The organism is Rhodoferax sp. PAMC 29310 (genome assembly GCF_017948265.1).
Classification (GTDB): domain Bacteria; phylum Pseudomonadota; class Gammaproteobacteria; order Burkholderiales; family Burkholderiaceae_C; genus Rhodoferax.
The window spans coordinates 3,967,081-3,989,588 of sequence record NZ_CP072852.1 but is presented as its reverse complement, the minus strand read 5'-3'; the positions used below and the strand labels follow the sequence as shown (position 1 = coordinate 3,989,588).

Below are 22,508 nucleotides of genomic sequence, written 5' to 3'. Positions count from 1 at the left end.
AAACCGAACCGTTCAGGACAGCGTCATCAAACGCTGCACCGGCTTCAACATTCAATGATGGCTTTGATCACGCCCTGCGTTGGATCGAGCAGGTTGGCGAAGTTGGCAGGCACATCAGACAAGCTCATGCGGTGCGTTGCCAGTGCGGCGTCTGGAATCTGGCCTGCGCGCAATGCCACCACCACCGTGGCAAAGTCTTCAACGGTGGCGTTTCGGCTGCTCAGCAGCGTGGCTTCTCGTTTGTGAAATTCCGGATCTGAAAAACTAATCTGACCCTGCACGATGGACACCAACACATAGCGCCCGCCATGGGCGATGAACTGGAAGCCACGCTCCATGGCCCGCGCGTTGCCGGTGGCGTCCATCACGACGTCAAAAAATTCGTTATCACTCAGGCGAGCTAGTTCGACCGCATCCCCGTCGCCGACTAAAACGGCCGCATCCGCACCAACCGGCCCGGCCGCGAAATCGAGTCGATCTTGCCGAATGTCAAGAGCCACAACCGTGGCACCACGCAGTTTGGCAAACAGCATAGCGGCCAGGCCAATCGGCCCGGCGCCGGCGACCAATACCCGTTGCCCCGGCTGCACATCCGCTCGTCGCACTGCGTGGGCACCAATGGCCAAGAACTCAATCATCGCCGCCTGGTCCAGACTCACACCTTCGGCTTTGTGCACGAAGCGTTGGGGCACGCTGAGGAACTCGGTGAACGCACCGTCGCAATGCACGCCCAACACCTGAATACGCACACAACAATTGGTTTTTCCCTGGCGGCAGGCAATGCACGTGCCGCAAGACAGATAGGGCATGACATACACGGTGTCGCCGGCGGCCAACGGGCCACCTTGCGGTGCGGCCTCAACAATTCCCGAGAACTCATGACCCATCACACGCGGGTAATTCAGATAGGGTTGATTGCCCGAGAAGATATGCAGGTCGGTACCGCACACGCCCACGCGTTTGACCCGCACCAAAACCTCATCTTCGCCCCGCTCAGGCATGGCACGCTCTTCGGCCCGCAGCGTTCCGGGGGTTTCGCAAACAACTGTCAACATGTAAGACTCCTCAAATTAACAACGATTCTGTGCCACGCATCGCCACCAATGTGGCGGCGACCCCCTGCGTGTGCAGGGATTGCAATGCGGGCAACAGTGCAGCGGCCAACTGGGCATTGCCTGCCAAGTCACCAAACACTGGCGCGTAGGCAAGCATGGCGTGCACAGCATCCAGCGTGTAGCCCTGGCCCAAGCTGCGCTGGTAAAGCGCGGTCAACTCGGTGGCATGTGGGTCGTCAATACGGTAGGTCTGACCCAACTCATCCACACCGCGCAGATAGTGCATCCATGCGGCCAGACCCAGCGCCATGCGCGGCACGGGTAGTCCCTTGGCCAAGCGGTCACGCACGGTGCCCAGCAGGCGTTGCGGCAGCTTTTGCGAGCCATCCATGGCGATTTGCTGAGTGCGGTGGGCCAGGGCCGGGTTGGCGTAGCGTGCCAGCAAGTTGTTTCGGTAGGCCGCCAGGTCCAGGCCGGGCAAAGCCGGCAAGGTGGGCTCAATCTCATCACGCATCAAGGCTTCGATGTGTTCACGCAGAGGCGCTTGCCCAATGGCGTGATCCACCGTTTGCCAGCCCGCCATGGCGCCCAGATAGGCCAAGCTGGAGTGGGTGCCATTCACCATGCGCAGCTTGAGCCGCTCAAAGGGCTCAGCGTCTGGCACAAAGCGGGCGCCGCCCAGCGTCCAGTCCGGACGGTCAGCGGCGAAATCGTCTTCAATGGCCCAGTCAAAAAACGGCTCACCCAGCACGGGCCAGGCATCGGTACAGCCCAGGGCCTGGCTCACGGCAGCGCGGTCACCGTCGGTCGTTTTGGGCACGATGCGGTCCACCATGGAGCATGGAAAACGGCATTCCCGCTCTATCCAGCTGCATAGTTTGCTATCAACTTCTTCAGAAAAGCGCAGCACGGCAGCGCGCAGAACATGACCATTGGCGGGCAGGTTATCCAAGGACATGAGCGTGAGCGGCCCATGACCTAGTGCGTGGCGCTGCTTCAAGCCATACACCAGCATGCCGATGGCCGAGCGCGGCGCTTGCGGGTGGGCCAGGTCATGCACGATGTCGGGGTGGTCCAGACGCAGCGCACCGGTGGCGGGGTCATGGCAATAGCCCTTTTCCGTCACCGTGAGGCTGACGATGCGGGTGTCTTCCGCGGCAATGGCGTCCAACACCGACTGTGGGTTTTCTGGCGCCACCAGCAAACTGCGCACCGCACCGATGACCTGCAGGCGTTGGCGCGGCTGGCCGTGTTCGTCGGCATCGCGAATGGCCAATGTGTACAGCCCGTCTTGTGGCGCCAGTGCATCACGCGTATCGGGCCGACGCAGTGACACGCCGGCAATGCCCCAGCGCAAGTCGCCGGCATTGAGCGCAGCTTCCGTGGCGGCTGCCATGTGGGCGCGCATGAAGGCGCCGATGCCCATATGAACGATGCCGATTTTCAGGTCATGGCGGTTGTAGGCGGGGCGCGCCACTTCAGCAGGCAAAGCACCCAAGCCCTCGTCATTCAATCGATTCATACCCACCATCACCAGCTGCACAAAGTGCCGTCGTGTTGCAGGCGGTTCACGGGCAAGTAGGCGCGTTGGTAGGGGTACTTGGCCGCCAGTTCTTCGTCAATGGTTACGCCATGCCCGGGCGCTTCGCCAGGGTGCATATAGCCGTCTTTGAAGGTGTAGGCGTGGGGGAACACGGCATCCGTTTCCTCGGAATGGCGCATGTACTCCTGGATGCCGAAGTTGGGCACCCACAGGTCAAAGTTCAGCGCAGCCCCCATGCACACCGGCGACAGGTCGGTGGCGCCGTGGCAACCGGTACGCACCTGATACATCGCAGCCAGGTCGGCAATGCGGCGCAGGTGGGTGATACCGCCCGCGTGAACCACGGTGGTTCGGATGTAGTCGATCAATTGGTTCTGGATCAGGTCCTTGCAGTCCCAGATGGTGTTGAAAATTTCGCCCACGGCCAGCGGCGTCGTGGTGTGCTGGCGGATCAGGCGGAAGGACTCCTGGTTCTCGGCCGGCGTAGTGTCTTCCAACCAGAACAGGCGGAAGGGTTCCAGGTCTTTGCCCAAACGCCCGGCCTCGATGGGCGTGAGGCGGTGATGGGCGTCGTGCAACAGGTGAATGTCGGGGCCGACAGCGGCACGCACCTTGTCAAACAACTCGGGCGTGTGGCGCAGGTACTTCTCGGTGGACCAATCATGCTCGCTGGGCAAGTCGGCGTCAGCTGGTTCGTAAAACATGCTGCCACGGCCCACGCCATACACCTTCTCCAGGCCGGGCACACCGCTTTGCGCGCGGATGGCCTTGTAACCCATCTCTTTGTAGCGCAACACCTCTTCCACCGTATGGCCAATGTCTGTGCCGTTGGCATGGCCGTAGACCATCACGCCCGTGCGGCTCTTGCCACCCAGCAATTGGTACAGCGGCATGTTGGCGGCCTTGGCCTTGATGTCCCACAGCGCGGTGTCCACGGCGGCGATGCCGCTCATGGCGACGGGGCCGCGGCGCCAGTAGGCGCCTTTGTAGAGGTATTGCCAGATGTCTTCGATTTGCTGCGGATCGCGACCGATCAGGCAGGGAATGACGTGGTCGGTCAGGTAGCTGGCCACGGCCAGCTCGCGGCCATTCAAGGTGGCGTCGCCAATGCCAATCAATCCCTCATCGGTTTCAATTTTGAGGGTCACAAAGTTGCGACCAGGGGAGCAGATGATGACTTTGGCTGAGGTAATTTTCATGATCGTATGGGGGTGAAATGGGTTTACATCACGGCGCCTAGCGCCCAAGGTACAAATTCGTTTTGGCCGTAGCCGTGCACCTCGCTCTTGGTCTTGCGACCCGAGGCGGCGGCGAGCATCTCCAAAAAGATGCGCTCGCCCAGTTGTTCCACCGACTCACTGCCATCAATCACGGTGCCGCAATTGATGTCCATGTCTTCCTCTTGCTTGGCCCACAACGCACTGTTGGTGGCCAGTTTGAGAGAAGGCGTGGGGGCACAGCCATAGGCAGAGCCCCGGCCCGTGGTGAAGCAAATCAGGTTCGCGCCACCGGCCACCTGGCCCGTGGCCGACACCGGGTCGTAGCCGGGCGTGTCCATGTAAACAAACCCTTTGGCACTGATGGGCTGGGCGTACTCATAGACATCCACCATGGGCGTGGTGCCACCCTTGGCAATCGCACCCAGCGACTTTTCCAGAATGGTGGTGAGGCCGCCGGCCTTGTTGCCGGCAGACGGGTTGTTGTCCATCTCGGCATGGTGGCGGGCGCAATAGTCGGTCCACCACTGCAGGCGGGCTTCGAGCTTGTCGGCCACGGCCTGTGATACGGCGCGTTGCAGCAGCAGGTGCTCGCCGCCATAAATTTCGGGGGTTTCGGACAAGACCGCCGTACCGCCGTGGCGCACCACCAGGTCGACAGCCGCGCCGAGCGCCGGGTTGGCACTGATGCCGGAGTAGCCGTCCGACCCTCCACATTGCAAACCCACCACCAGGTGGCTGGCTGGCACGGGTTCGCGTTGAACGGCATTGGCCTCGGGCAGCAATTGCTTCACCACGTTGATGCCACGCGCCACGCTTTTCGCGGTACCGCCCGCGTCTTGAATGCTGAAAGTCACCAGCTTGGCGCCTTCACGCAAGCCTTCCTGCGCCAGCAGGCCCTGGATCTGGTTGGTCTCGCAGCCCAAGCCCACCACCACCACGGCGGCAAAGTTGGCGTGGCGCGCATAGCCTGCCAAGGTGCGGCGCAACACGCGCAAGCCTTCGCCCTCGCTGTCGGTAGCGCAGCCCGCGCCGTGCGTCAGGGCGACGACGCCGTCCACCTGGGGAAAGGCTGCCAACGCTTCGGGATGGATGTCACGGCGGAAATGATCGGCAATGGCCCGAGCCACAGTGGCCGAACAGTTGACGCTGGTCAACACCCCAATGTAGTTTCGCGTCGCCACCCGTCCGTCAGCACGCACGATGCCATCAAAGGTCGCCGGTGTTGCCACATAGTTGACAGCTTGTACGTCGCCACCCACTGAATGCCCTCGGTCGAAGCGGCTGAAGGCCAGGTTGTGGCTGTGCACATGCTGGCCGGGTGCGATGTCTCGCGTGGCAACGCCAATGATCTGGTTATATCGGCGCACCGGTTGACCTGTGGCAATAGCCCGAACAGCGATCTTGTGCCCAGCAGGAATGAGGCCAGAGACGGTGATGTCTTCCGTGGCAATCAAGGCGCCGCTCAGCAGTTGCCGGCGGGCAATCACCACATCATCTGCCGGGTGGATGCGGATCACGGGACTGATGTCAGCCATCGATCAACTCCGGGTTCCAGGCGTGCACTGTTTGGCGCTGGGTGCCAAGCCCATCAATGGACAGTTGCATCACGTCGCCTGGCTTCAGGTATTTGGGATTGGGCTTGACGCCCATGCCGACACCAGGTGGCGTGCCGGTGCTGATCAGGTCGCCAGGGTAGAGGGTCGTGAACCGGCTGATGTAGCTCACCAGTTGCGCCACGTTGAACACCATGGTGCGCGTGCTGCCGTTCTGATGGCGAAAGCCATTGACTTCCAGCCACATGCCGAGTTGCTGCGGGTCGGAGACCTCGTCTGCGGTGACCAACCATGGGCCGACCGGACCAAAGGTGTCGCAACCTTTGCCCTTGTCCCATGTGCCGCCGCGTTCGAGCTGGTACTCGCGCTCAGACACGTCATTGACCACGCAGTAGCCCGCAACATGCGAAAGCGCGTCGCTTTTTGAGACGTAGCGCGCGGTTTTACCGATCACGACGCCGAGTTCAACCTCCCAATCGGTCTTTACCGAACCTTGGGGAATCACCACCGGGTCGTTGCAGCCCACCATGGTGCTGGTGTGTTTGGTGAACAGCACGGGCTCAGCCGGAATCGCCATGCCGGATTCGGCGGCGTGGTCCGCGTAATTCAGGCCAACGCAAATGAACTTGCCACAACCCGACCAAGGCAGACCCATGCGCTCAGAGGCGTCAATCAAAGGCAAGGTCTCAGGGTTGACTGCACGCAGCGCATCGAGACTGGCGGGCAATAGCGTCGTTGGCGTGATGTCACCAATCAGGCTGGAGAGATCGCGGGCGCGTCCAGACGCGTCGAGGATGGCGGGTTTTTCATGGCCTTTTGCGCCAACACGGAGTAGTTTCATGGTGTATTTTGAGTGGTGAGTTCAGTTGGACCAGCCGCCGTCAATGACTTGAGCGGTGCCGGTGGTGAAGGCCGATTCGTCGCTGGCTAGGTAAACGGCCAGGGCCGCAATTTCTTCGGGGCGGCCCAGCCGACCCACCGGTTGGCGCGCGACAAAAGCAGCTTCGACCTGTTCCAGCGTTTGCCCCAGGCTTGCCGCCTGAGCCGCAATGCGGCCACGCAATGAGGGCGACTCCACCGTGCCGGGGCAGATCGCATTGCAACGCACGCCCTGCGCCACAAAGTCAGCCGCGACGGCTTTGGTCATGCCGATCACAGCGGCCTTGGTGGTGCCATAGATAAAACGGTTCGGCGCGCCTTTGATACTCGACGCTACCGAGGCAACGTTGATGATGGACCCCGACTGGCGGGCCAGCATGCCCGGCAGGAAGGCGCGCGTCATGCGGTACATGGCGCGCACGTTGAGGTCGATCGAGAAATCAAAGGCAGCGTCGTCGCAGTCCAGCACCGAGCCCGAGTCAACAAACCCGGCCGCATTAAACAACACATCCACCGGCCCCACGCGCTGCGCCAGCGCTTGGATGGCTTCGGCATCGCGCACGTCAAGTTGGGCGACCTCGCAGCCGGTCTGAGACGCCAATTTTTCCAGCAGCGCCGGGTTGATGTCAGTGGCAATAACGCGGGCGCCTTCTTTGAGGAAGGCCAAGGCGGTGGCATAGCCAATGCCCTGGCCAGCGGCTGTTAGAAGTGCGACTTTTCCAGCGAGGCGATTTGTCATGGCGTGCTTCCGTTCTATTTGAGCAAGCCCATTTGCTGTGGCAACCACAGCGTGAGCGCGGGGATATAGGTGATGGCGATCAGTCCCACAAACAGGGGGACTAACCAGGGGAGGATGGCCATGGTGGTGCGCTCTATGGAGAGTTTCGAGATACGCGCCAGCACAAACAGCACCATGCCCAGCGGCGGTGTCATCAAACCGATCATGAGATTCAATGTCACGATGAGTCCGAATTGGATCGGGTCGATGCCCAGTTTGAGCACAATGGGCAGCAAGATGGGCACCAAGATCGTGATGGCTGCAATGGTGTCAATGAAGCATCCCACGAACAGGATCAACAAGTTGGCCAGCAGCAGGAACACCCATTTGTTGCTCGTCATAGACAAAATCCAGTCAGCCAAGACCTGCGCCGCCTGTGTCGTGGTCAACAGCCAGGCAAAGATGGAGGCTGCGGTCACGATGAACAGCACGGAGGCCGTGGTCTCGATGGTGTCGAAGGTGGCCTGGGCCAGCGTCTTGAGGGTCATGGTGCGGTACCGCACCAGGCCCAGAAACAGCGCCCACAGCACCGCGGCCACCGCCGCCTCGGTGGGGGTGAACCACCCCATGGTCATGCCGCCAATCAAGATCACTGGCGCCATGAGCGCGAGCACGGCGGAGAAGTTGAACTTCCAATCGAGCGCCAACAGCACCACAAAGCCCGACACCGCGGCCACATTGACGGACATACCGGCCTCAACGGCCAACCAAACCGACATCGGGAAGGCCAGCACCACCAGAATCTCCAGTCCAGCGCTACACAGGCGACCCCAGTTGAAAGCCACGTCGCCACCCCAACCATTACGGCGGGCGTAGTAGGCGACGGTGATCATCATCAGCACGGTCAAAACCAGGCCAGGCAAGATGCCCGCCACGAACAGCGCGCCAATGGACACGTTGGCCATCATGCCGTAGATCACAAAGGGCAACGACGGCGGAATGATGGGTCCCAGTGTGGCCGATGCAGCCGTCACACCCACTGCAAATTCCACCGGATAGCCATGGTCTTTCATGGCTTTGATTTCAATGGAACCCAGACCGGCGGCGTCAGCAATGGCCGTGCCGGACATGCCGGAGAACACCACCGAACCAATGATATTGACCTGACCCAAGCCGCCTCTCATCCAACCCACCAAGGCCACAGCGAAGCTGTAGATGCGTCCGGTGATGCCCGCGATGTTCATCAGGTTTCCGGCCAGAATGAAGAAAGGAACGGCCAGAAGTGGGAAGGATTCAACGCCCGAAATCATGCGCTGCGCCAACACAATGTCAGGCACGCTACCGGAAATAATGATGTAGACCAAAGACCCCCCCGCCATGGCCACCGCCACCGGCAAGCCGCAGAGCATCAGCCCCAAAAAGGAAAAAATCAGGATGAGCATGGTGTCCGTTCAGTTGACCGAGTCTTCAAAAAATTCGGGGTTTTGCAGCGAAGAGAAACCGCGCCGCCAGTTCGATACGGCGACTTGTGCCCCCCGCACCGCCATCAACGCAAAACCGGCAAATGCCAGCCAATACACATAGCTCTTGTTCCAGTCAATGGTGGTCATCGGCTCGTTGTTGACCGCCAGCGCGTAGTGCGCCACCAGCCAGGCGGCGTAGCCATAAAAAGCGAGAGCGACCAGGTCGACCGCAGTAGACAAGGCTCGACCGGCTGAGGCAGAAAGGTGGCTGTACACCAGATTCACCTGGATGTGCCGCATGCGGCGTACACACATGGCCGCGCCAATAAAAACCACGCCGATCAGGCAGTACACGGCCAACTCTTCGGTCCAGGCGTAAGAATTGTTGAGCACATAGCGGCTGAAAAATTGCAGAAACACCAAGCCGGCCATGAGCCAGAAAAAGCCGAAGCAAATCCAGTCTTCAAAACGATAGCGAGACAGGTCGACCTTGTGGTGGTCGGCCGGTTCGAAGCTGGCCGCCAGCGCTTCCGCGCTGGTTTCGGCCGGCCGCACGACACGTTCACTGCCTGCAACAGGCCGAGTGTTTTGACGCGACATGCTGGCTTTCCTTACTTGATGGCCTGAATGCGATCCCAGTCGGCTTTTTGGTAGCCATACTGCTCAAACGGCACGTTTTTCAGGACCGTGTCGCGGAATTCGCCGGTATTCACCTCGGTCACCGTGATCCCTTTGTTCCGAAAAACGGCCACGAGCTCGCCTTCTCGGGCCGCAACTTCTTTGGACGCTTTGACTGCGGCTTCCAGTGCCACATCAGAGAAAATTTTCTTGTCCGCATCCGACAACTTCTTCCACAACCCACCGGCCACAACCGTGTTCACGTGGTCGACGATGTGGCCTGTCAAAACGATGTTCTTTTGGACTTCAAAAAACTTTTTGGCTTCGATTGTGGTGAGAGGGTTTTCTTGCGCTTCAACAGTCCCGTTTTGCAAAGCGAGATAGACCTCGGCAAATGCGATTGGCGAGGTGTTGGCACCGCAGGCACGAGGCATGGCCAGGTAGGCAGGCACGTCCGGCACGCGAATCTTCAGTCCCTTCATGTCGGCGCACTTGGTAATCGGCCTGTTGCTGGTGGTGTGGCGGGTACCGTAATACGTGGTGGCCACGATTTGGTTGCCACTCTTTTGCTCGTAACCGGTGGTCAACTCCTTGTAGATGTCGCTCTTGGTGTAAGCCAGCAGGTGATCGACGTTGCGGAAGGTGTAGGGGTAGTAAGTGACACCGATACGAGGATAAGCCTTGGCGGCAAAGCTGGAGCCCGAGATGATGATGTCGACCGTGCCCAGCGTCAGGCCCTGGTTGATGTCGTTTTCTTTACCCAACTGCGACGAGGGGTACACGTCGATTTGATAGCGACCCGCGGTGCGTTTTTTGATTTCTTCTGCAGCCCACACGGAGGCCGTGTGGAAGGGTTCGCCCGGCTCGTACACGTGGGCCCATTTGAGCTTGGTCTGTGCGGAGGCGGGTGCTGCCAACACGAGGCCGACGGCCAGTGCGAGGGTGATACGTTTGAATGTCATGGTTTGTCTCCTTTTTGTAAATAGGATGTCAGCCCGGAATGAGCTGCACCTTGGTACTGCGGCCTTTGTCCAAAGCCAGATCGAAGGCCGCTTTCGATTGACTGATGGGGAACTGCGCACTGATGAGCGGGCGCACATCGGCGCGGCGGGTGCGAATGGCCTGAACGGCCCAGTCAAATTCGATGTCGGCGCGAAAGGCGCCGACGTAATCCAGTTCACGCGACATGATGTCGTTGGCAGGAAAGGAGATTTCTGCTGGCAAAGTGCCCACTTGCACAATGCGTGCGCCGCGACGCACGGCAGACAGGCAACTGGCCAGCGCCAACGGATGGCCTGCAGCTTCTATCGCCACATCGGCCACGCCTTTTAAGGCGGAGCTGTCTGCCAGCGCCTCGTCCGCCCCCACGGTCAGGGCCATCTCGCGAGCCCGTTCGCTAGGGTCGCACGCAATGACACGTCCGGCGCCGGCCAAACGCGCAGCGATCACGGCCATGCACCCAATGGTGCCGGCGCCCGTGACCAGGACGGTCGCGCCCAACAACTCTCCCGCACGCCGCACCGCATGCAGCCCCACAGAGAGCGGCTCAGCGCAGGCAATTTCACCCAGACTCACGTCTTCGTCAATGCCGGTCAGTTGGCGCTCGGCGACCACAAATTGTTCGCGAAACAACCCTGCAATATGCGGAAAAATCGCAGCGCTTCCCAAGAAGACCATTCGCTCGCACAAATTGCTTCGCCCCATCCGGCAGGCGGCACAGGCGCGGCAGGGATGGGCGGGGTTCACGGCCACCTTCTGGCCGACCCGCACACTCGTCACGCCTTCGCCCACAGCCTCCACGACACCCGATGCTTCGTGCCCCGGTACAAAGGGCGCACGAATGGCAAAGACGCCTGCCCGCCCGTGCTGGTAGTAATGCAGGTCTGAGCCGCAAATGCCGCCCGCCCCCAAGCGCAAACGCACCTGTCCAGGACCTGGTTCTGATGGATCCAGCCGCTCCACCGAGAGTTGCATTGGGCCGTTGAGGGTGCAGGCCAGTCTCACAGCACACCCTTGCTGGTGTCACGATCGTCGGTGGTCGGCCAGCCAGCCGAAAAACGGTCATGAGAACAATCCAGGTGACTGATCATGGCCTTTCTGGCCATGTCGGGGTCATGAAACGCAATGGCTTGCACCAACGCACGGTGTTCATCCACAGCGGCTTTCCAACTGGCTTCTCGCTCAAAGTGACTGCCCAAACGCTCGAACATGACGTTGTTGCGTTCGTCAAACAGTTGCGTGATCACGGCTTGCAAGGCGCTGTTGTCGCTGGCCTGCGCAATGCGAATATGAAAAGCGCGGTCGCCTCGAATAGGCAGCGTGTTCGACGCGATGTCGCTTTCCATGTCGCGCAGGGTCTCTTCCAATTCAGGCACCAGGGTGGCATCGGTGCTGCGTGCTGCCAAGGCGGCCAGCTCGCATTCAATGAACTGGCGAGCACGGATGATTTCCAAGGGACCGGGCGCGTTGTCAAGGATGCGCAAGCGTTCGCGCCCGATCACCACCACCCCGGAGCCCATGCGCACCTCAACCAGCCCCTCAACTTCCAGCGCAATCAAGGCCTCACGCACTGAGGGACGTGACACACCCATCTTGACGGCCAAGTCCCGTTCAGCCGGCAGACGCGAGCCCACTGCAAATTCGCCACTTTGAATGAGTTGGCGCACCTGTTCAGCAATCTGTCGGTACAGCCGGCGTGGCTCGATGGGTTGAAATGGCATGAAATTCAAACTTGATAAAAAGGTGAGTTGGTAAATTGGCCTTACCAATTGACCAGATAATAAGAAGAAAATTTCTTTTGGAAAACAGGGTTTTCCCGAATCAGCGGTGCGTGAAAGGGCCTCGGGACAGCATTGACAATTGCTTTTGAGCGCGAGGGTTGAGGTGCCAAGACGGGTTTTATCGTGGCTGGCGCAAAGGCCATGACGCAAACTTCAGACGGTGACACACAAGGCCATGCCATCAAGATCAACGCCAGAAGTTCGCTGTGAATTTGGCGCCGCAAGAACGGGCGTGGCGGTGACGCTCGGCGTCTGAGACCGGGTTGTTGCCGGGTAGCTACCCGGCAACTCGGGTGGGGTGTTGGCGGCCCACTTGGGGCACCCAGTCCGGGCGTAGGCGCCTGCGGTTAACTATGGGCGAGTCAACACTTTAGGACGCTGTGACTTCCCCGCTCCCATGCAGGGGTGACCTGCAGGCGGGCGCCGCAGGTACGGGTGCGCTGCCCCCAAAGAGTGCGATCACTTTGGGGGCAGAAAAGCGGCTCGATTTAGGCGGCCACCAGCTTGAGCAGCTCCGATCCCTCAGTGACCTGGTCGCCGGGCGCGTAGAGCAACTCGGCCACAACCCCGTCCATGGGGGCGGCAATGGTGTGCTCCATCTTCATGGCGTCCATCACGGCCAAGGTCTGTCCCTTGGTGACGGTGTCGCCGGCTTTCACCGCGAAGGACACCACCTTACCCGGCATGGGCGCGGTCAGGCGACCGCCTTCGGCCTGCGTGTCACCCGCATGAGCCAATGCGTCAATCGCTATGATTTGCGTAGCGCCTTGTGCAGTGAATACGTGCGCTACAGCCTCTTTTCTATACACGCTGACAATCTGGCGCCGCTCACCCAAGCGCACGTCAATGCCCTGTGTCACCGGCGCGAACGAGAACACACCGGACTCACCTGCCACGTCCAGTTGCAGTGCGCCGTCGTGCAGCGTGGTCATCTGCACCGTGTGCACTTCGCCTTGAAACTCAAAGTCAAAGCGGCGTGTGCTGGGGCCGTGCGAGCGCCAGCCATCGCGCCGGGCCCAAGGGTCCAGCCAGACGTGGCGTTGCGCCAAGGACGCCTCCACCGCTTGCTCTTCCAACAAGGTGTGGGCAATGGCGCCGGCCACGGCCAGGTTCAAGCCCACTCTTTCCTGCTTAAACAGCACCGCCTCTTCACGCGGGATCAGCGCGGTGTCCAGGTTGGCCTCTGCAAACGAGCGGCTTTGAGTCACGTGGCGCAAAAACTGCACGTTGGTGTTCAGCCCGACGATGTGGGTCTGGGCCAGCGCGGTATCCAGCCGGGACAAGGCCTGCTCGCGCGTGTCGCCGTGCACGATCAGCTTGGCCACCATGGAGTCATAAAACGGCGAAATCGGGTCGCCCTGGCGCACGCCGGAGTCCACGCGCACGCCGTTGTCGCAACGCACGAAGCTCACGCAGTCCGGCAAGCCGTACACATGCAGAGTGCCGGTCGCGGGAAGGAAGTTGTTGTCCGGGCTTTCGGCGCAAATACGCGCCTCAATGGCGTGGCCGTGAATCCGGAGCTGGTCTTGCTGCAGCGGCAACGGCTCGCCGCTGGCCACGCGCAATTGCCACTCCACCAAATCTTGCCCGGTGATGGCCTCGGTGACTGGGTGCTCCACCTGCAGGCGGGTGTTCATTTCCATGAAGAAGAAGATCATCGAGCCATCGGACTTTTGCTCGACGATGAACTCGACCGTGCCGGCACCCACATAGTTCACAGCGCGGGCCGCAGCCACCGCCGCCTCGCCCATTTGCTGGCGGAACTCGGGCGTCATGCCCGGCGCGGGCGCTTCTTCCAGCACCTTTTGGTGGCGGCGCTGCACCGAGCAATCGCGCTCAAACAGGTACACATAGTTGCCCTGGGTGTCGCCAAACACCTGAATCTCGATGTGGCGCGGGCGCTGCACATACTTTTCAATCAGCACCGCATCGTCGCCAAAGCTGTTGATGGCTTCGCGCTTGCAACTGGCCAGGGCGGCGGCAAAGTCTTCCGACTTGTCCACTGCGCGCATGCCTTTGCCGCCGCCGCCCGCGCTGGCTTTGATGAGCACGGGGTAGCCAATGCCATCCGCCTCGCGCTGCAGCAGGGCGTCGTCCTGGTTGCTGCCGTGGTAACCCGGCACCAGCGGCACGCCGGCTTTTTCCATCAGCTGCTTGGACTCGGCTTTCAAGCCCATGGCCCGGATGCTGGAGGGCAGCGGGCCAATAAACACCAGCCCCGCGTCAGCACAGGCCTGGGCAAACTCTTCGTTTTCGCTCAAAAAACCATAACCGGGGTGCACCGCTTGCGCGCCGCTGGCCTTGGCTGCTTCCAGAATGCGCTCCCAGCGCAGGTAGCTGTCTTTGGGGGCGCTGCCCCCGATGTAGACCGACTCGTCGCACACGCTCACGTGTTTGGCGTTGGCGTCGGCATCGGAATAGACGGCCACGGTTTTGATGGCCATGCGGCGGGCGGTGGCTGCCACGCGGCAAGCGATCTCGCCCCGGTTTGCAATCAGAATTTTGTTGAACATGGTGTTCCTTTTATTTGACTTGTTCGCTTTGCAGCAGGTAAATAAGATCGAGCTCCGGGCAGGGCTGGCCCATGGCCGTGAGCGCCGCCGTGATTTGGCCGCGATGGTGGGTGCCGTGATTGAACACATGATCCAGCGTGGTGGCAAACGGCAGGGACATGGCCACGCCGCTGAGGTTGCGGTTGCGGTAGTGCAGCGTGCCCTCAAAACGCGCGTCGTCCCAGCCTTCAATCAGCGGCTGCCACGCTTGCGCGCCCAGCAGCAGTTGCTGGGCCAGCACGGCGCGGTCGGCGTGCACCTCGGCATTCAGCGCCACTTGGGGCGACAACCAATCAGCGAAACGCTTGCGCCAGACGCCGTGCTCACCCACCCACAGGTGATTCAGCGTGCCATGAATGGACTTGAGGAACAGGCCGCAGTCGCGCCGATAGTCGGCATCTGGCAGAGCGTTCACCGCCTCCAGCAACTGGCCCGTCGCCCACACGTTGTAGCGGGCCAGGGTTAAAAAGTAGGCATGGGCTTGCATGGTGATCAGGCGCCTGCTAGCCAGTTGGGTTTGCGCTTTTGCAGAAAAGACTGCACACCCTCTTTGCCTTCGCTGCTGGCACGAATGTCGGCAATGCCGTCTACCGTAAGCGCAATCAGCGGCGCCTCAATGTCATGCCCAGCCACCTCTTGCAGCAGCCGCTTGCAACTGCGCACGGCGTTGGGGCTGGCGTTGCACAAGCCCTGCGTCAACTCCGCCACTTTGGCGTCCAGCTGGTCCGCGCTCACCACCTCGTGCACAAAGCCGATGCGATGTGCCTCGGCCGCGCTGAAGCGCTCGGCGGTCAAGAAGTAGCGGTGCGCCGCGCGCGCACCCATGGCCCGGATCACATAGGGGCTGATGGTGGAGGGAATCAAACCCAGCTTGACCTCACTCAGGCAAAAAGTCGCCGTGTCCACACTCACGGCCATGTCGCAGGCGGCGACCAGGCCCATGCCGCCGGCAAACACGTCGCCCTGCACGCGGGCTACGGTGGGTTTGGGGCATTCGTACATCACGCGCAGCATCTCGGCCAGATTGGCGGCGTCCGCCAGGTTTTCTTCCCGGGTGTAGTCCGCCATGCAGCGCATCCAGTTCAGGTCAGCGCCAGCGCAAAAGGCGGGGCCAATAGCTGCCAGCACCACGGCGCGCACATCGGCGCGGGTGGCGGCGTCCTGAAAGGCGGCGGTCATCTCGGCAATGACTTCGTCGTTGAAGGCGTTGCACACATCGGGTCGGCTGAGGGTCAGGGTCAGCACGGCCCCTTGTTGGGTGGTGGTCAGTGCATTCATGGCTTACATCCGGAACACGCCAAAGGTGGTGTCGGGTATGGGGGCGTTCAGCGATGCGCTCAAGCCCAGCGCCAGCACGCGGCGGGTATCCGCCGGGTCGATGATGCCGTCGTCCCACAAGCGCGCGGTAGCGAAATACGGGTGGCCCTGCACTTCGTACTGGGTGCGAATGGGGGCCTTGAAGGCGTCTTCTTCTTCCGCGCTCCAGGCGCCGCCTTTGCCCTCAATGCCGTCGCGTTTGACGGTGGCCAGCACGCTGGCGGCCTGCTCACCACCCATGACGGAAATGCGGGCGTTGGGCCACATCCACAAGAAACGCGGGCTGAAGGCGCGGCCGCACATGCCGTAGTTGCCGGCGCCAAAGCTGCCACCAATGATGATGGTGAATTTGGGCACCGCTGCCGTGGCCACGGCGGTCACCATCTTGGCGCCATTGCGGGCGATGCCTTCGTTCTCGTACTTGCGCCCGACCATGAAGCCGGTGATGTTCTGCAAGAACACCAGCGGAATCTTGCGCTGGCAGCACAACTCAATGAAGTGCGCGCCCTTGAGGGCCGACTCGCTGAACAGAATGCCGTTGTTGGCAATGATGCCGACCGGCATGCCTTCAATGTGCGCAAAGCCGGTGACCAGCGTGGCGCCATAACGCGGCTTGAATTCATGAAACTCTGAGCCGTCCACGATGCGGGCAATGATTTCGCGCACATCAAACGGCTTGCGGGTGTCCGTTGGGATCACGCCATACAGTTCCTCTGCTGCAAATTTAGGAGCGACTGGCGCATGTATGGCGGGGGCTACGGCCTTCTTTTGATTCAAGTGGGAGACCACCTCACGCGCCATGGCCAGGGCGTGCAAATCGTTTTGTGCCAGGTGGTCGGCCACGCCAGACAGACGGGTGTGCACGTCGCCGCCACCCAGGTCTTCGGCGGTGACGACTTCGCCCGTGGCGGCTTTCACTAGCGGGGGGCCGCCCAAAAAGATGGTGCCCTGGTTTTTGACAATGATGGTCTCGTCACTCATGGCCGGCACATAGGCGCCGCCCGCGGTGCAGCTGCCCATGACCACCGCCACCTGAGAGATGCCCAGCGCACTCATATTGGCCTGGTTGAAGAAGATGCGGCCAAAGTGGTCCCGGTCAGGAAACACCTCGTCCTGGTTGGGCAGGTTGGCCCCGCCCGAGTCCACCAGGTACACGCAGGGCAGGCGGTTTTGCTGGGCAATCTCCTGCGCGCGCAGATGCTTTTTCACCGTCATGGGGTAGTAGGTGCCGCCTTTGACGGTGGCGTCGTTGCAGACAATCATGCAGTCCACACCGCTCACCCGGCCGATGCCAACGATGACGCCGGCGCTGGGCGCGCTGTCCGAGCCGTCGCGGTCAGGGTACATGCCCATGGCCGCCAGGGGTGACAACTCCAGAAATGGCGTACCGGGGTCAAGCAGCATTTGCACGCGGTCACGCGGCAGCAGCTTGCCGCGCCCGGTGTGCTTGGCGCGGGCCGCCTCGCCGCCGCCCAGCGCCGTTTTGGCAATCTGGGCGTTAAGGTCGTCCACCAGCAGGCGCATGGCGCTGGCGTTGGCCAGAAAATCCGCAGAGCGGGCGTTGAGTTGGGTGTCAAGAATAGGCATGCGGGTGTCTCTTTTTTGTTCAGGCGGTTAGATCGTCTTGCAGTCCGAGCAGCTGCTTCATTTCGTCCCGGATCTTGAATTTTTGAATCTTGCCGGTCACGGTCATGGGGAAGGCGGTGACCAGTCGAATGTAGCGCGGCACTTTGTAGTGCGCAATCTGCCCTTTGCAGAAGGCTTTCAGTTCCTCTTCCGTCACCGTCTGGCCCGGCTTGGCGATGACCCAGGCGCACAGTTCTTCGCCGTATTTGGTATCGGGCACACCGACCACCTGCACGCCTTGCACTTGCGGGTGGCGGTATAAAAACTCTTCAATCTCACGCGGGTAGATGTTCTCGCCGCCGCGAATCACCATGTCCTTGATGCGGCCAACGATGTTCACATAGCCCTGCGTATCCATGGTGGCCAGGTCGCCCGTGTGCATCCAGCCCTCGGCGTCAATCGCCTCGGCGGTGCGGGCGGGGTCGCCCCAGTAACCGTGCATGACCGAGTAGCCTTGCGTGCACAACTCACCGGACACGCCGGGTGCCACCACTTCGCCGCTTTCGGGGTTGATGACCTTCACCGTCAGGTGCGGCTGCACCAGCCCCACTGTGGCCACGCGTTTCTCCAAAGGCGTGGTGGTGGTGCTCTGGCAGCTCACCGGGCTGGTCTCCGTCATGCCGTAGGCAATGGTGACCTCGGCCATATTCATGTCGCTCACCACGCGCTTCATCACCTCTATCGGGCAGGGGGAGCCGGCCATGATGCCGGTGCGCAGCGTGAACAGATCAAACTCCTTGAAGCGGGGATGGTCCAGCAGGGCGATGAACATGGTGGGCACACCATGCAGCCCGGTGCAGCGCTCGGCCTGCACCGTTTGCAACACCGCAAGCGCATCAAAACCGTCGTTGGGGTAAACAATGGTGGCGCCGTGTGTGAGGCAGGCCAGGTTGCCCAGCACCATGCCAAAGCAGTGGTACAGCGGCACCGGAATACACAACCTGTCAGCGGCGGTGAGCTTCATGGCCTCGCCCACAAAAAAGCCGTTGTTCAGAATGTTGCGGTGCGTCAGCGTGGCGCCTTTGGGAAAGCCGGTGGTGCCGCTGGTGAACTGGATGTTGATGGGGTCGGTGGCCTTCAGGGTGGCGGCCGTCGCGCTCAGCCGTGGGTCGGCCGCGTTGCCCTGTGCCAACAGGGTGGAGAAACGCATCACGCCGGGCAAGTCATCGCCCTGCCCCGGTTCGTCAATCCACACCACCGTGCGCAAGTCGGGCAAGCGGGCGGCGTGCAAGTCGCCGGGCGAGGCAGTCGCCAACTCCGGCGCCAGTTCACGCACCATGCCCAGGTAGTCGCTGGTTTTGAAACGCGCCATGGTCACCAGAGCCTTGCAGGTCACTTTGTTCAGCGCGTATTCCAGCTCGGAGGTGCGGTAGGCGGGGTTGATGTTGACCAGCACCAGGCCCACTTTGGCTGTAGCCAGTTGCATCAACAACCACTGCGCGTTGTTGTGCGACCAGATGCCGACCCGGTCGCCGCTCTGCAGGCCCAAGCCCAACAGCGCGCTGGCCAGTTGATTGCAGGTGGTTTGCAGTGTGCGGTAGCTGTAGCGCAGCGACTGGTGCGCACTCACGAGCGCCTCATGGTCGGGCTGCACATCGGCCATGGCGTCAAAACAGGCACCCAGGGTTTGCTCAATCAACGGCGTGTCGGTCGCACCGCAAGACAAGCTGCGGGTCAAAACGAGCTCGGCGGCGGGGGTGGCAGGCATTTGGGTCATCTCATTTCCTCCAAGGGGCGCAACGAAACCCTCAGGGAGTCTCACGCCACAGCATAGGCCGATCGCGCGATTGAGGTCGGCCACTGAGGTTGCAAATACTGCCAGAACTCCTCCCGAGTAAGCCTATGATTCATGCCGTGAACTTACTCAGTCTTCCCAACAACGCCAGCCTGTCCGGCCCTTCGGTGACGCCAATCGCCTTTGTTCACGCCATTATTTTGGCTTACGAGCGGGTGAACCTGAGTCCAAAATCCGCTTTACTGAAGGCACAAATTACGCCAGAACTTCTCAAGTTGACGGACGCCGGCATCACCGCCCTGCAGATGGAGTTGATTTCCGGCGCTGCCATGCAGGAGCTGGATGACGAAGGCCTGGGCTGGTTCACCCGCCGCCTGCCTTGGGGCAGCTACGGTATGCTGGCCCGCGCCTCGATCAGCGCACCCACGCTGGGCGTGGCGCTCAAGCGCTGGTGCCGCCACCACGGCTTGTTGACCGACGACATCACGCTCAAACTGAGTGTGGCCGGGGACGTCGCCACTTTGAGCCTTGCCGAGCACCGCGACCTGGGCGCGCTGCGCGAGTTTTGCCTGGTGTCGGTGTTGCGCAATGTGCATGGCGTTGCCTGCTGGCTGCTGGACTCGCGCATTGCCGTCACGGCGGCCCGCTTTCCGTTTGCTCCGCCACCGCATGCCAAGGTTTACAAGGTGCTGTTTACCGGCCCCACGGCGTTTCACGCAGCGCAGGCCAGCATCCAGTTTGACGCCCGCTACCTGAGCCTGCCGCTGCACCGGGACGAAGCCGCCCTGCAACACATGCTGCAACGCGCCCTGCCTCTGACCGTGCTGCAGTACCGGCGCGACCGCCTGCTAGTGCAGCGTGTGCGCCAGACTCTGCTCGCCCACCCGGAACAAGCCCACAGCGCGGAGGATTTGGCCGCCCTGCTCTTGATGTCTCCCCGCACCCTGCACCGCCAACTGAAGGAAGAAGGCGCTTCCCTGCAGGCACTCAAGGACGAAGTCCGCCAGAAGCTGGCCAAAGACCTGCTGCTGCGCACCGATCGCCCCATCAAGCAAGTCGCCCAGGCCAGTGGGTTTATGAATGAGAAAAGCTTTATTCGCGCGTTCAAGTCCTGGACCGGTCAATCACCCGCCGACTTCCGCCGCCAATCAAGCGCGCCTTAGTCTGCCCGGCTTGGTTGCACTGAAAAGTAGTCCACGGATTTTGTGGATAACTTTGTGGATGTACCCCAGAACAAGAGCGCCATCGTCAAGCTTGATGCGGGCTGCCAAGGCGTGCCTACCAAACAGGCAATCCCGAAAATGACACCATAAGTGACCCAAACCTGAAGAACCGAGTTGAATTTAGGCCGTGTCGTTCGATGCCAAAAACAACTCCACAAAAATTGTGAATAACTTTGTGCAGTACACACCGAACAAGTCCTTGAATTGTTGCTGGCATTGGCTTACAACGCGATGCTCACTATTTAAGCACCCGGTATAACCAGACAAAATATCCTCGAAAGCACTCCTTTACCTAGCAGAAAAACAGGTCCATCCGGCAAGATTTCTGGCGAATCCACAAAAACGTAAAAGTTTTTTCTTTCTATCTGACGTATTCGTCAGAGCAGAGCTTTGACAGACAAAGTGATGCACAGAATCTGGGGATAACTTTGTGGAGCAAGCCCGGTACAAGCCCCTCATCGTCAAGCAGGACGCCGGCTGGCGACCGATGCTCACTCAACAGGCATGGCAACCACGGGGCACCCACTCTCACCGGCGCCCATATCAATTGATGTTCACGACCGCCAACGCCTGCGAGAGGCCATTCTATGAATTGGGGGATACGTCCGCTCGCTCCAAAGTCGAGAGAATGCCCCCAGTGGCACAGGTATTTCGGCAACACTTGCACGACACTCACCGACAGCTACAGTTTAGGGTTGTAGGATGCCTGCCCCTGACAGGAACGCACCTGATCCGACCGTGGCGGATGGCAGGCGTCGTACAAGCCTCGAAAGGCCCAAAGCGGGCTGTCACTCGGCGCCTACATAAGTCAAGTACTCAGCGCAAGGAGTCGCACACCAATGCCAGCTTTCCGGCCGTCCAATTTCCGTCCAGCGCGAGTATCAAATCCAACTCAAGCCCGCCGTGCAAATGCCTCAAATTCCTTGATCGGCAGTGGTCGGCTGAACAAATAGCCCTGATACGCATGGCAGCCCAAGTCCTCGAGCGCGTCGCGTTGCGCCTGGGTCTCCACCCCTTCAGCGATCACGTTCAAGCCCATGCTCTCGGCCAGAGCGATCACCATCTTGGCAATGGCGGCATTGTTGGGGTCGGTCAGGATGTCCCGGACAAAGCCCATATCAATCTTGAGCTGATCGAGCGGCAGAAGTTTGAGGTAACTCAGCGATGAATAGCCCGTGCCAAAGTCATCGAGCGAGAAGTCCACGCCGTTTGCTTTGAGTGCGGTCATCTTGGCGATGACATCTTGCATATTGTCGAGTAGCAGGCTCTCCGTCAGTTCGAGCTTGAGACGCTTGGGGTTGGCACCAGTCGTCTCCAGCACGGTCAGCACCTCTTGAACAAAGCTGGGCAGTCTGAACTGCCGCGCACTGACATTGACAGCGATGGTGAGATGGGCCATCTCTGGGCGCAGCGCCCAAAGCGCGAGCTGTTCGCAAGCGGTCTCCAGTACCCATTTGCCCAAGGGCTGGATCAAGCCGGTGGCCTCTGCAACGGGGATGAATTGGGCGGGAGAAACCAGACCGCGCTCGGGATGTTGCCAGCGCACCAGGGCTTCTACCCCGGTCAAGTGATCGGTATCGAACTGGGCCTGGTAGTGCAGCAGGAACTGTTCTTTGGCTAGCGCTTCATGCAAATCCGCTTCCAGAGTTGCGCGAACCAAAACGGCAGTTCGTATTCCGGGTTCATAGAAACGCAAGTTGTCGCGCCCGATGGCCTTGGCTTTGTGCATGGCCAGTTCGGCGCGTTTCAACGGCTCTTCGATGCTCTCGCGCTGAGCGCCGCCAAACAGGGTGATGCCGATACTGGCGGTGCTGCGATAGCCGTGGCTGTCAAGTTGGTAGGGTTGACGCAGCGCATCATGAATTTTTCTGGCCACTCTTTCGGCCTGCGTGGCAGCCTCCTGTGGGTTTGCGTCCAGATCTTCGAGCAGGACAATAAATTCGTCGCCGCCCAGTCGTGCCACTGTGTCATCTTCGCGCACGCAAGCCAGCACTCGACCCGCCATCTGTTGGAGCAACTGGTCGCCCTTGTCGTGGCCCAGGGTGTCGTTGAGGGTCTTGAAGTCATCCATGTCAATGAACATCAGTGCGTCCTGATGTCCATGACGCAATGCGCCAACCAACGCATGTTCGAGCCGGTCACGCAATAATCTGCGGTTGGGCAGGCCAGTCAAAGGGTCCGAGAAAGCCAGCCTTTGAATCTCGTCTTGCGCTGCCTTGCGATCGC

Annotated in this window: 18 protein-coding genes; 1 reads left to right on the top strand and 17 read right to left on the bottom strand. The window is 60.7% G+C overall.

From position 1 onward, the window contains the following. Positions 1 to 44: 44 nt before the first annotated feature. The 16 genes from J8G15_RS18515 to J8G15_RS18440 all read right to left on the bottom strand — a co-directional run bounded on the left by J8G15_RS18515 (position 45) and on the right by J8G15_RS18440 (position 19,041). The gene (locus tag J8G15_RS18515; protein WP_210544082.1) at positions 45 to 1,055 is read right to left on the bottom strand and encodes a zinc-binding alcohol dehydrogenase family protein; all 1,011 of its coding nucleotides are present in this window, start codon (positions 1,053 to 1,055) and stop codon (positions 45 to 47) included. A gap of 10 nt (positions 1,056 to 1,065) precedes the next feature. After that, positions 1,066 to 2,577: a mannitol dehydrogenase family protein gene (locus J8G15_RS18510; protein ID WP_370627442.1), complete on the bottom strand. Its 1,512-nt coding sequence runs from the start codon at positions 2,575 to 2,577 to the stop codon at positions 1,066 to 1,068. Between the two features lie 8 nt (positions 2,578 to 2,585). Beyond that, positions 2,586 to 3,797 (bottom strand): D-mannonate dehydratase ManD, encoded by a 1,212-nt coding sequence (gene manD / locus J8G15_RS18505; RefSeq protein ID WP_210544078.1) that lies wholly within the window; start codon positions 3,795 to 3,797, stop codon positions 2,586 to 2,588. Between the two features lie 23 nt (positions 3,798 to 3,820). After that, positions 3,821 to 5,353 carry a UxaA family hydrolase gene (locus J8G15_RS18500; RefSeq protein WP_210544077.1) on the bottom strand — a complete coding sequence of 511 codons (1,533 nt, stop codon included), beginning with the start codon at positions 5,351 to 5,353 and terminating at the stop codon, positions 3,821 to 3,823. Beyond that, complete coding sequence (locus J8G15_RS18495) at positions 5,346 to 6,212, bottom strand: fumarylacetoacetate hydrolase family protein (protein WP_210544074.1); 867 nt, start codon at positions 6,210 to 6,212, stop codon at positions 5,346 to 5,348. Before J8G15_RS18495 ends, J8G15_RS18500 begins: the two co-directional genes overlap by 8 nt. Positions 6,213 to 6,233: 21 nt before the next feature. Further along, the gene (locus tag J8G15_RS18490) at positions 6,234 to 6,989 is read right to left on the bottom strand and encodes an SDR family oxidoreductase (protein ID WP_210544072.1); all 756 of its coding nucleotides are present in this window, start codon (positions 6,987 to 6,989) and stop codon (positions 6,234 to 6,236) included. Between the two features lie 14 nt (positions 6,990 to 7,003). Continuing rightward, the gene (locus J8G15_RS18485) at positions 7,004 to 8,410 is read right to left on the bottom strand and encodes a TRAP transporter large permease (RefSeq protein WP_210544071.1); all 1,407 of its coding nucleotides are present in this window, start codon (positions 8,408 to 8,410) and stop codon (positions 7,004 to 7,006) included. A 9-nt stretch (positions 8,411 to 8,419) separates the two neighbouring features. Beyond that, the gene (locus J8G15_RS18480) at positions 8,420 to 9,031 is read right to left on the bottom strand and encodes a TRAP transporter small permease (RefSeq protein ID WP_210544069.1); all 612 of its coding nucleotides are present in this window, start codon (positions 9,029 to 9,031) and stop codon (positions 8,420 to 8,422) included. Between the two features lie 11 nt (positions 9,032 to 9,042). Then, positions 9,043 to 10,011: a sialic acid TRAP transporter substrate-binding protein SiaP gene (locus J8G15_RS18475; protein ID WP_210544067.1), complete on the bottom strand. Its 969-nt coding sequence runs from the start codon at positions 10,009 to 10,011 to the stop codon at positions 9,043 to 9,045. A gap of 28 nt (positions 10,012 to 10,039) precedes the next feature. Further along, positions 10,040 to 11,023: an L-idonate 5-dehydrogenase gene (locus tag J8G15_RS18470; protein ID WP_240538365.1), complete on the bottom strand. Its 984-nt coding sequence runs from the start codon at positions 11,021 to 11,023 to the stop codon at positions 10,040 to 10,042. Positions 11,024 to 11,049: 26 nt separating this feature from the next. Continuing rightward, on the bottom strand, positions 11,050 to 11,769 hold the full coding sequence (locus J8G15_RS18465) for a FadR/GntR family transcriptional regulator (protein WP_210544064.1): 720 nt from the start codon (positions 11,767 to 11,769) through the stop codon (positions 11,050 to 11,052). Between the two features lie 548 nt (positions 11,770 to 12,317). Continuing rightward, complete coding sequence (locus tag J8G15_RS18460) at positions 12,318 to 14,342, bottom strand: acetyl/propionyl/methylcrotonyl-CoA carboxylase subunit alpha (RefSeq protein WP_210544062.1); 2,025 nt, start codon at positions 14,340 to 14,342, stop codon at positions 12,318 to 12,320. Positions 14,343 to 14,352: 10 nt separating this feature from the next. Continuing rightward, positions 14,353 to 14,868 carry a DinB family protein gene (locus J8G15_RS18455; protein WP_210544060.1) on the bottom strand — a complete coding sequence of 172 codons (516 nt, stop codon included), beginning with the start codon at positions 14,866 to 14,868 and terminating at the stop codon, positions 14,353 to 14,355. Between the two features lie 5 nt (positions 14,869 to 14,873). Further along, positions 14,874 to 15,659 carry an enoyl-CoA hydratase/isomerase family protein gene (locus J8G15_RS18450; protein WP_210544058.1) on the bottom strand — a complete coding sequence of 262 codons (786 nt, stop codon included), beginning with the start codon at positions 15,657 to 15,659 and terminating at the stop codon, positions 14,874 to 14,876. A gap of 3 nt (positions 15,660 to 15,662) precedes the next feature. Beyond that, positions 15,663 to 17,285, bottom strand: a complete 1,623-nt coding sequence (locus tag J8G15_RS18445) for a carboxyl transferase domain-containing protein (protein ID WP_210544056.1) — start codon at positions 17,283 to 17,285, stop codon at positions 15,663 to 15,665. Positions 17,286 to 17,304: 19 nt separating this feature from the next. Further along, complete coding sequence (locus J8G15_RS18440) at positions 17,305 to 19,041, bottom strand: AMP-binding protein (protein WP_210544054.1); 1,737 nt, start codon at positions 19,039 to 19,041, stop codon at positions 17,305 to 17,307. Positions 19,042 to 19,166: 125 nt separating this feature from the next. On the opposite strand from J8G15_RS18440, the gene J8G15_RS18435 reads away from it, so the two are divergent. Further along, entirely contained in the window at positions 19,167 to 20,222 is a 1,056-nt protein-coding gene (locus J8G15_RS18435) for an AraC family transcriptional regulator (protein WP_210544053.1), read from the top strand. Positions 20,223 to 21,174: 952 nt separating this feature from the next. On the opposite strand, the gene J8G15_RS18430 is transcribed toward J8G15_RS18435, so the two are convergent. Continuing rightward, the gene (locus J8G15_RS18430) at positions 21,175 to 22,428 is read right to left on the bottom strand and encodes a putative bifunctional diguanylate cyclase/phosphodiesterase (protein WP_370627438.1); all 1,254 of its coding nucleotides are present in this window, start codon (positions 22,426 to 22,428) and stop codon (positions 21,175 to 21,177) included. Positions 22,429 to 22,508 lie beyond the last annotated feature (80 nt).

What these genes read in the sequence shown, in the direction of transcription:
- J8G15_RS18515 (WP_210544082.1), bottom strand. Translation starts at nt 1,055, where the DNA reads ATGTTGACAGTTGTTTGCGAAACCCCCGGAACGCTGCGGGCCGAAGAG.
- J8G15_RS18510 (WP_370627442.1), bottom strand. Translation starts at nt 2,577, where the DNA reads ATGAATCGATTGAATGACGAGGGCTTGGGTGCTTTGCCTGCTGAAGTG.
- manD (WP_210544078.1), bottom strand. Translation starts at nt 3,797, where the DNA reads ATGAAAATTACCTCAGCCAAAGTCATCATCTGCTCCCCTGGTCGCAAC.
- J8G15_RS18500 (WP_210544077.1), bottom strand. Translation starts at nt 5,353, where the DNA reads ATGGCTGACATCAGTCCCGTGATCCGCATCCACCCGGCAGATGATGTG.
- J8G15_RS18495 (WP_210544074.1), bottom strand. Translation starts at nt 6,212, where the DNA reads ATGAAACTACTCCGTGTTGGCGCAAAAGGCCATGAAAAACCCGCCATC.
- J8G15_RS18490 (WP_210544072.1), bottom strand. Translation starts at nt 6,989, where the DNA reads ATGACAAATCGCCTCGCTGGAAAAGTCGCACTTCTAACAGCCGCTGGC.
- J8G15_RS18485 (WP_210544071.1), bottom strand. Translation starts at nt 8,410, where the DNA reads ATGCTCATCCTGATTTTTTCCTTTTTGGGGCTGATGCTCTGCGGCTTG.
- J8G15_RS18480 (WP_210544069.1), bottom strand. Translation starts at nt 9,031, where the DNA reads ATGTCGCGTCAAAACACTCGGCCTGTTGCAGGCAGTGAACGTGTCGTG.
- J8G15_RS18475 (WP_210544067.1), bottom strand. Translation starts at nt 10,011, where the DNA reads ATGACATTCAAACGTATCACCCTCGCACTGGCCGTCGGCCTCGTGTTG.
- J8G15_RS18470 (WP_240538365.1), bottom strand. Translation starts at nt 11,023, where the DNA reads ATGCAACTCTCGGTGGAGCGGCTGGATCCATCAGAACCAGGTCCTGGA.
- J8G15_RS18465 (WP_210544064.1), bottom strand. Translation starts at nt 11,769, where the DNA reads ATGCCATTTCAACCCATCGAGCCACGCCGGCTGTACCGACAGATTGCT.
- J8G15_RS18460 (WP_210544062.1), bottom strand. Translation starts at nt 14,342, where the DNA reads ATGTTCAACAAAATTCTGATTGCAAACCGGGGCGAGATCGCTTGCCGC.
- J8G15_RS18455 (WP_210544060.1), bottom strand. Translation starts at nt 14,868, where the DNA reads ATGCAAGCCCATGCCTACTTTTTAACCCTGGCCCGCTACAACGTGTGG.
- J8G15_RS18450 (WP_210544058.1), bottom strand. Translation starts at nt 15,659, where the DNA reads ATGAATGCACTGACCACCACCCAACAAGGGGCCGTGCTGACCCTGACC.
- J8G15_RS18445 (WP_210544056.1), bottom strand. Translation starts at nt 17,285, where the DNA reads ATGCCTATTCTTGACACCCAACTCAACGCCCGCTCTGCGGATTTTCTG.
- J8G15_RS18440 (WP_210544054.1), bottom strand. Translation starts at nt 19,041, where the DNA reads ATGACCCAAATGCCTGCCACCCCCGCCGCCGAGCTCGTTTTGACCCGC.
- J8G15_RS18435 (WP_210544053.1), top strand. Translation starts at nt 19,167, where the DNA reads ATGATTCATGCCGTGAACTTACTCAGTCTTCCCAACAACGCCAGCCTG.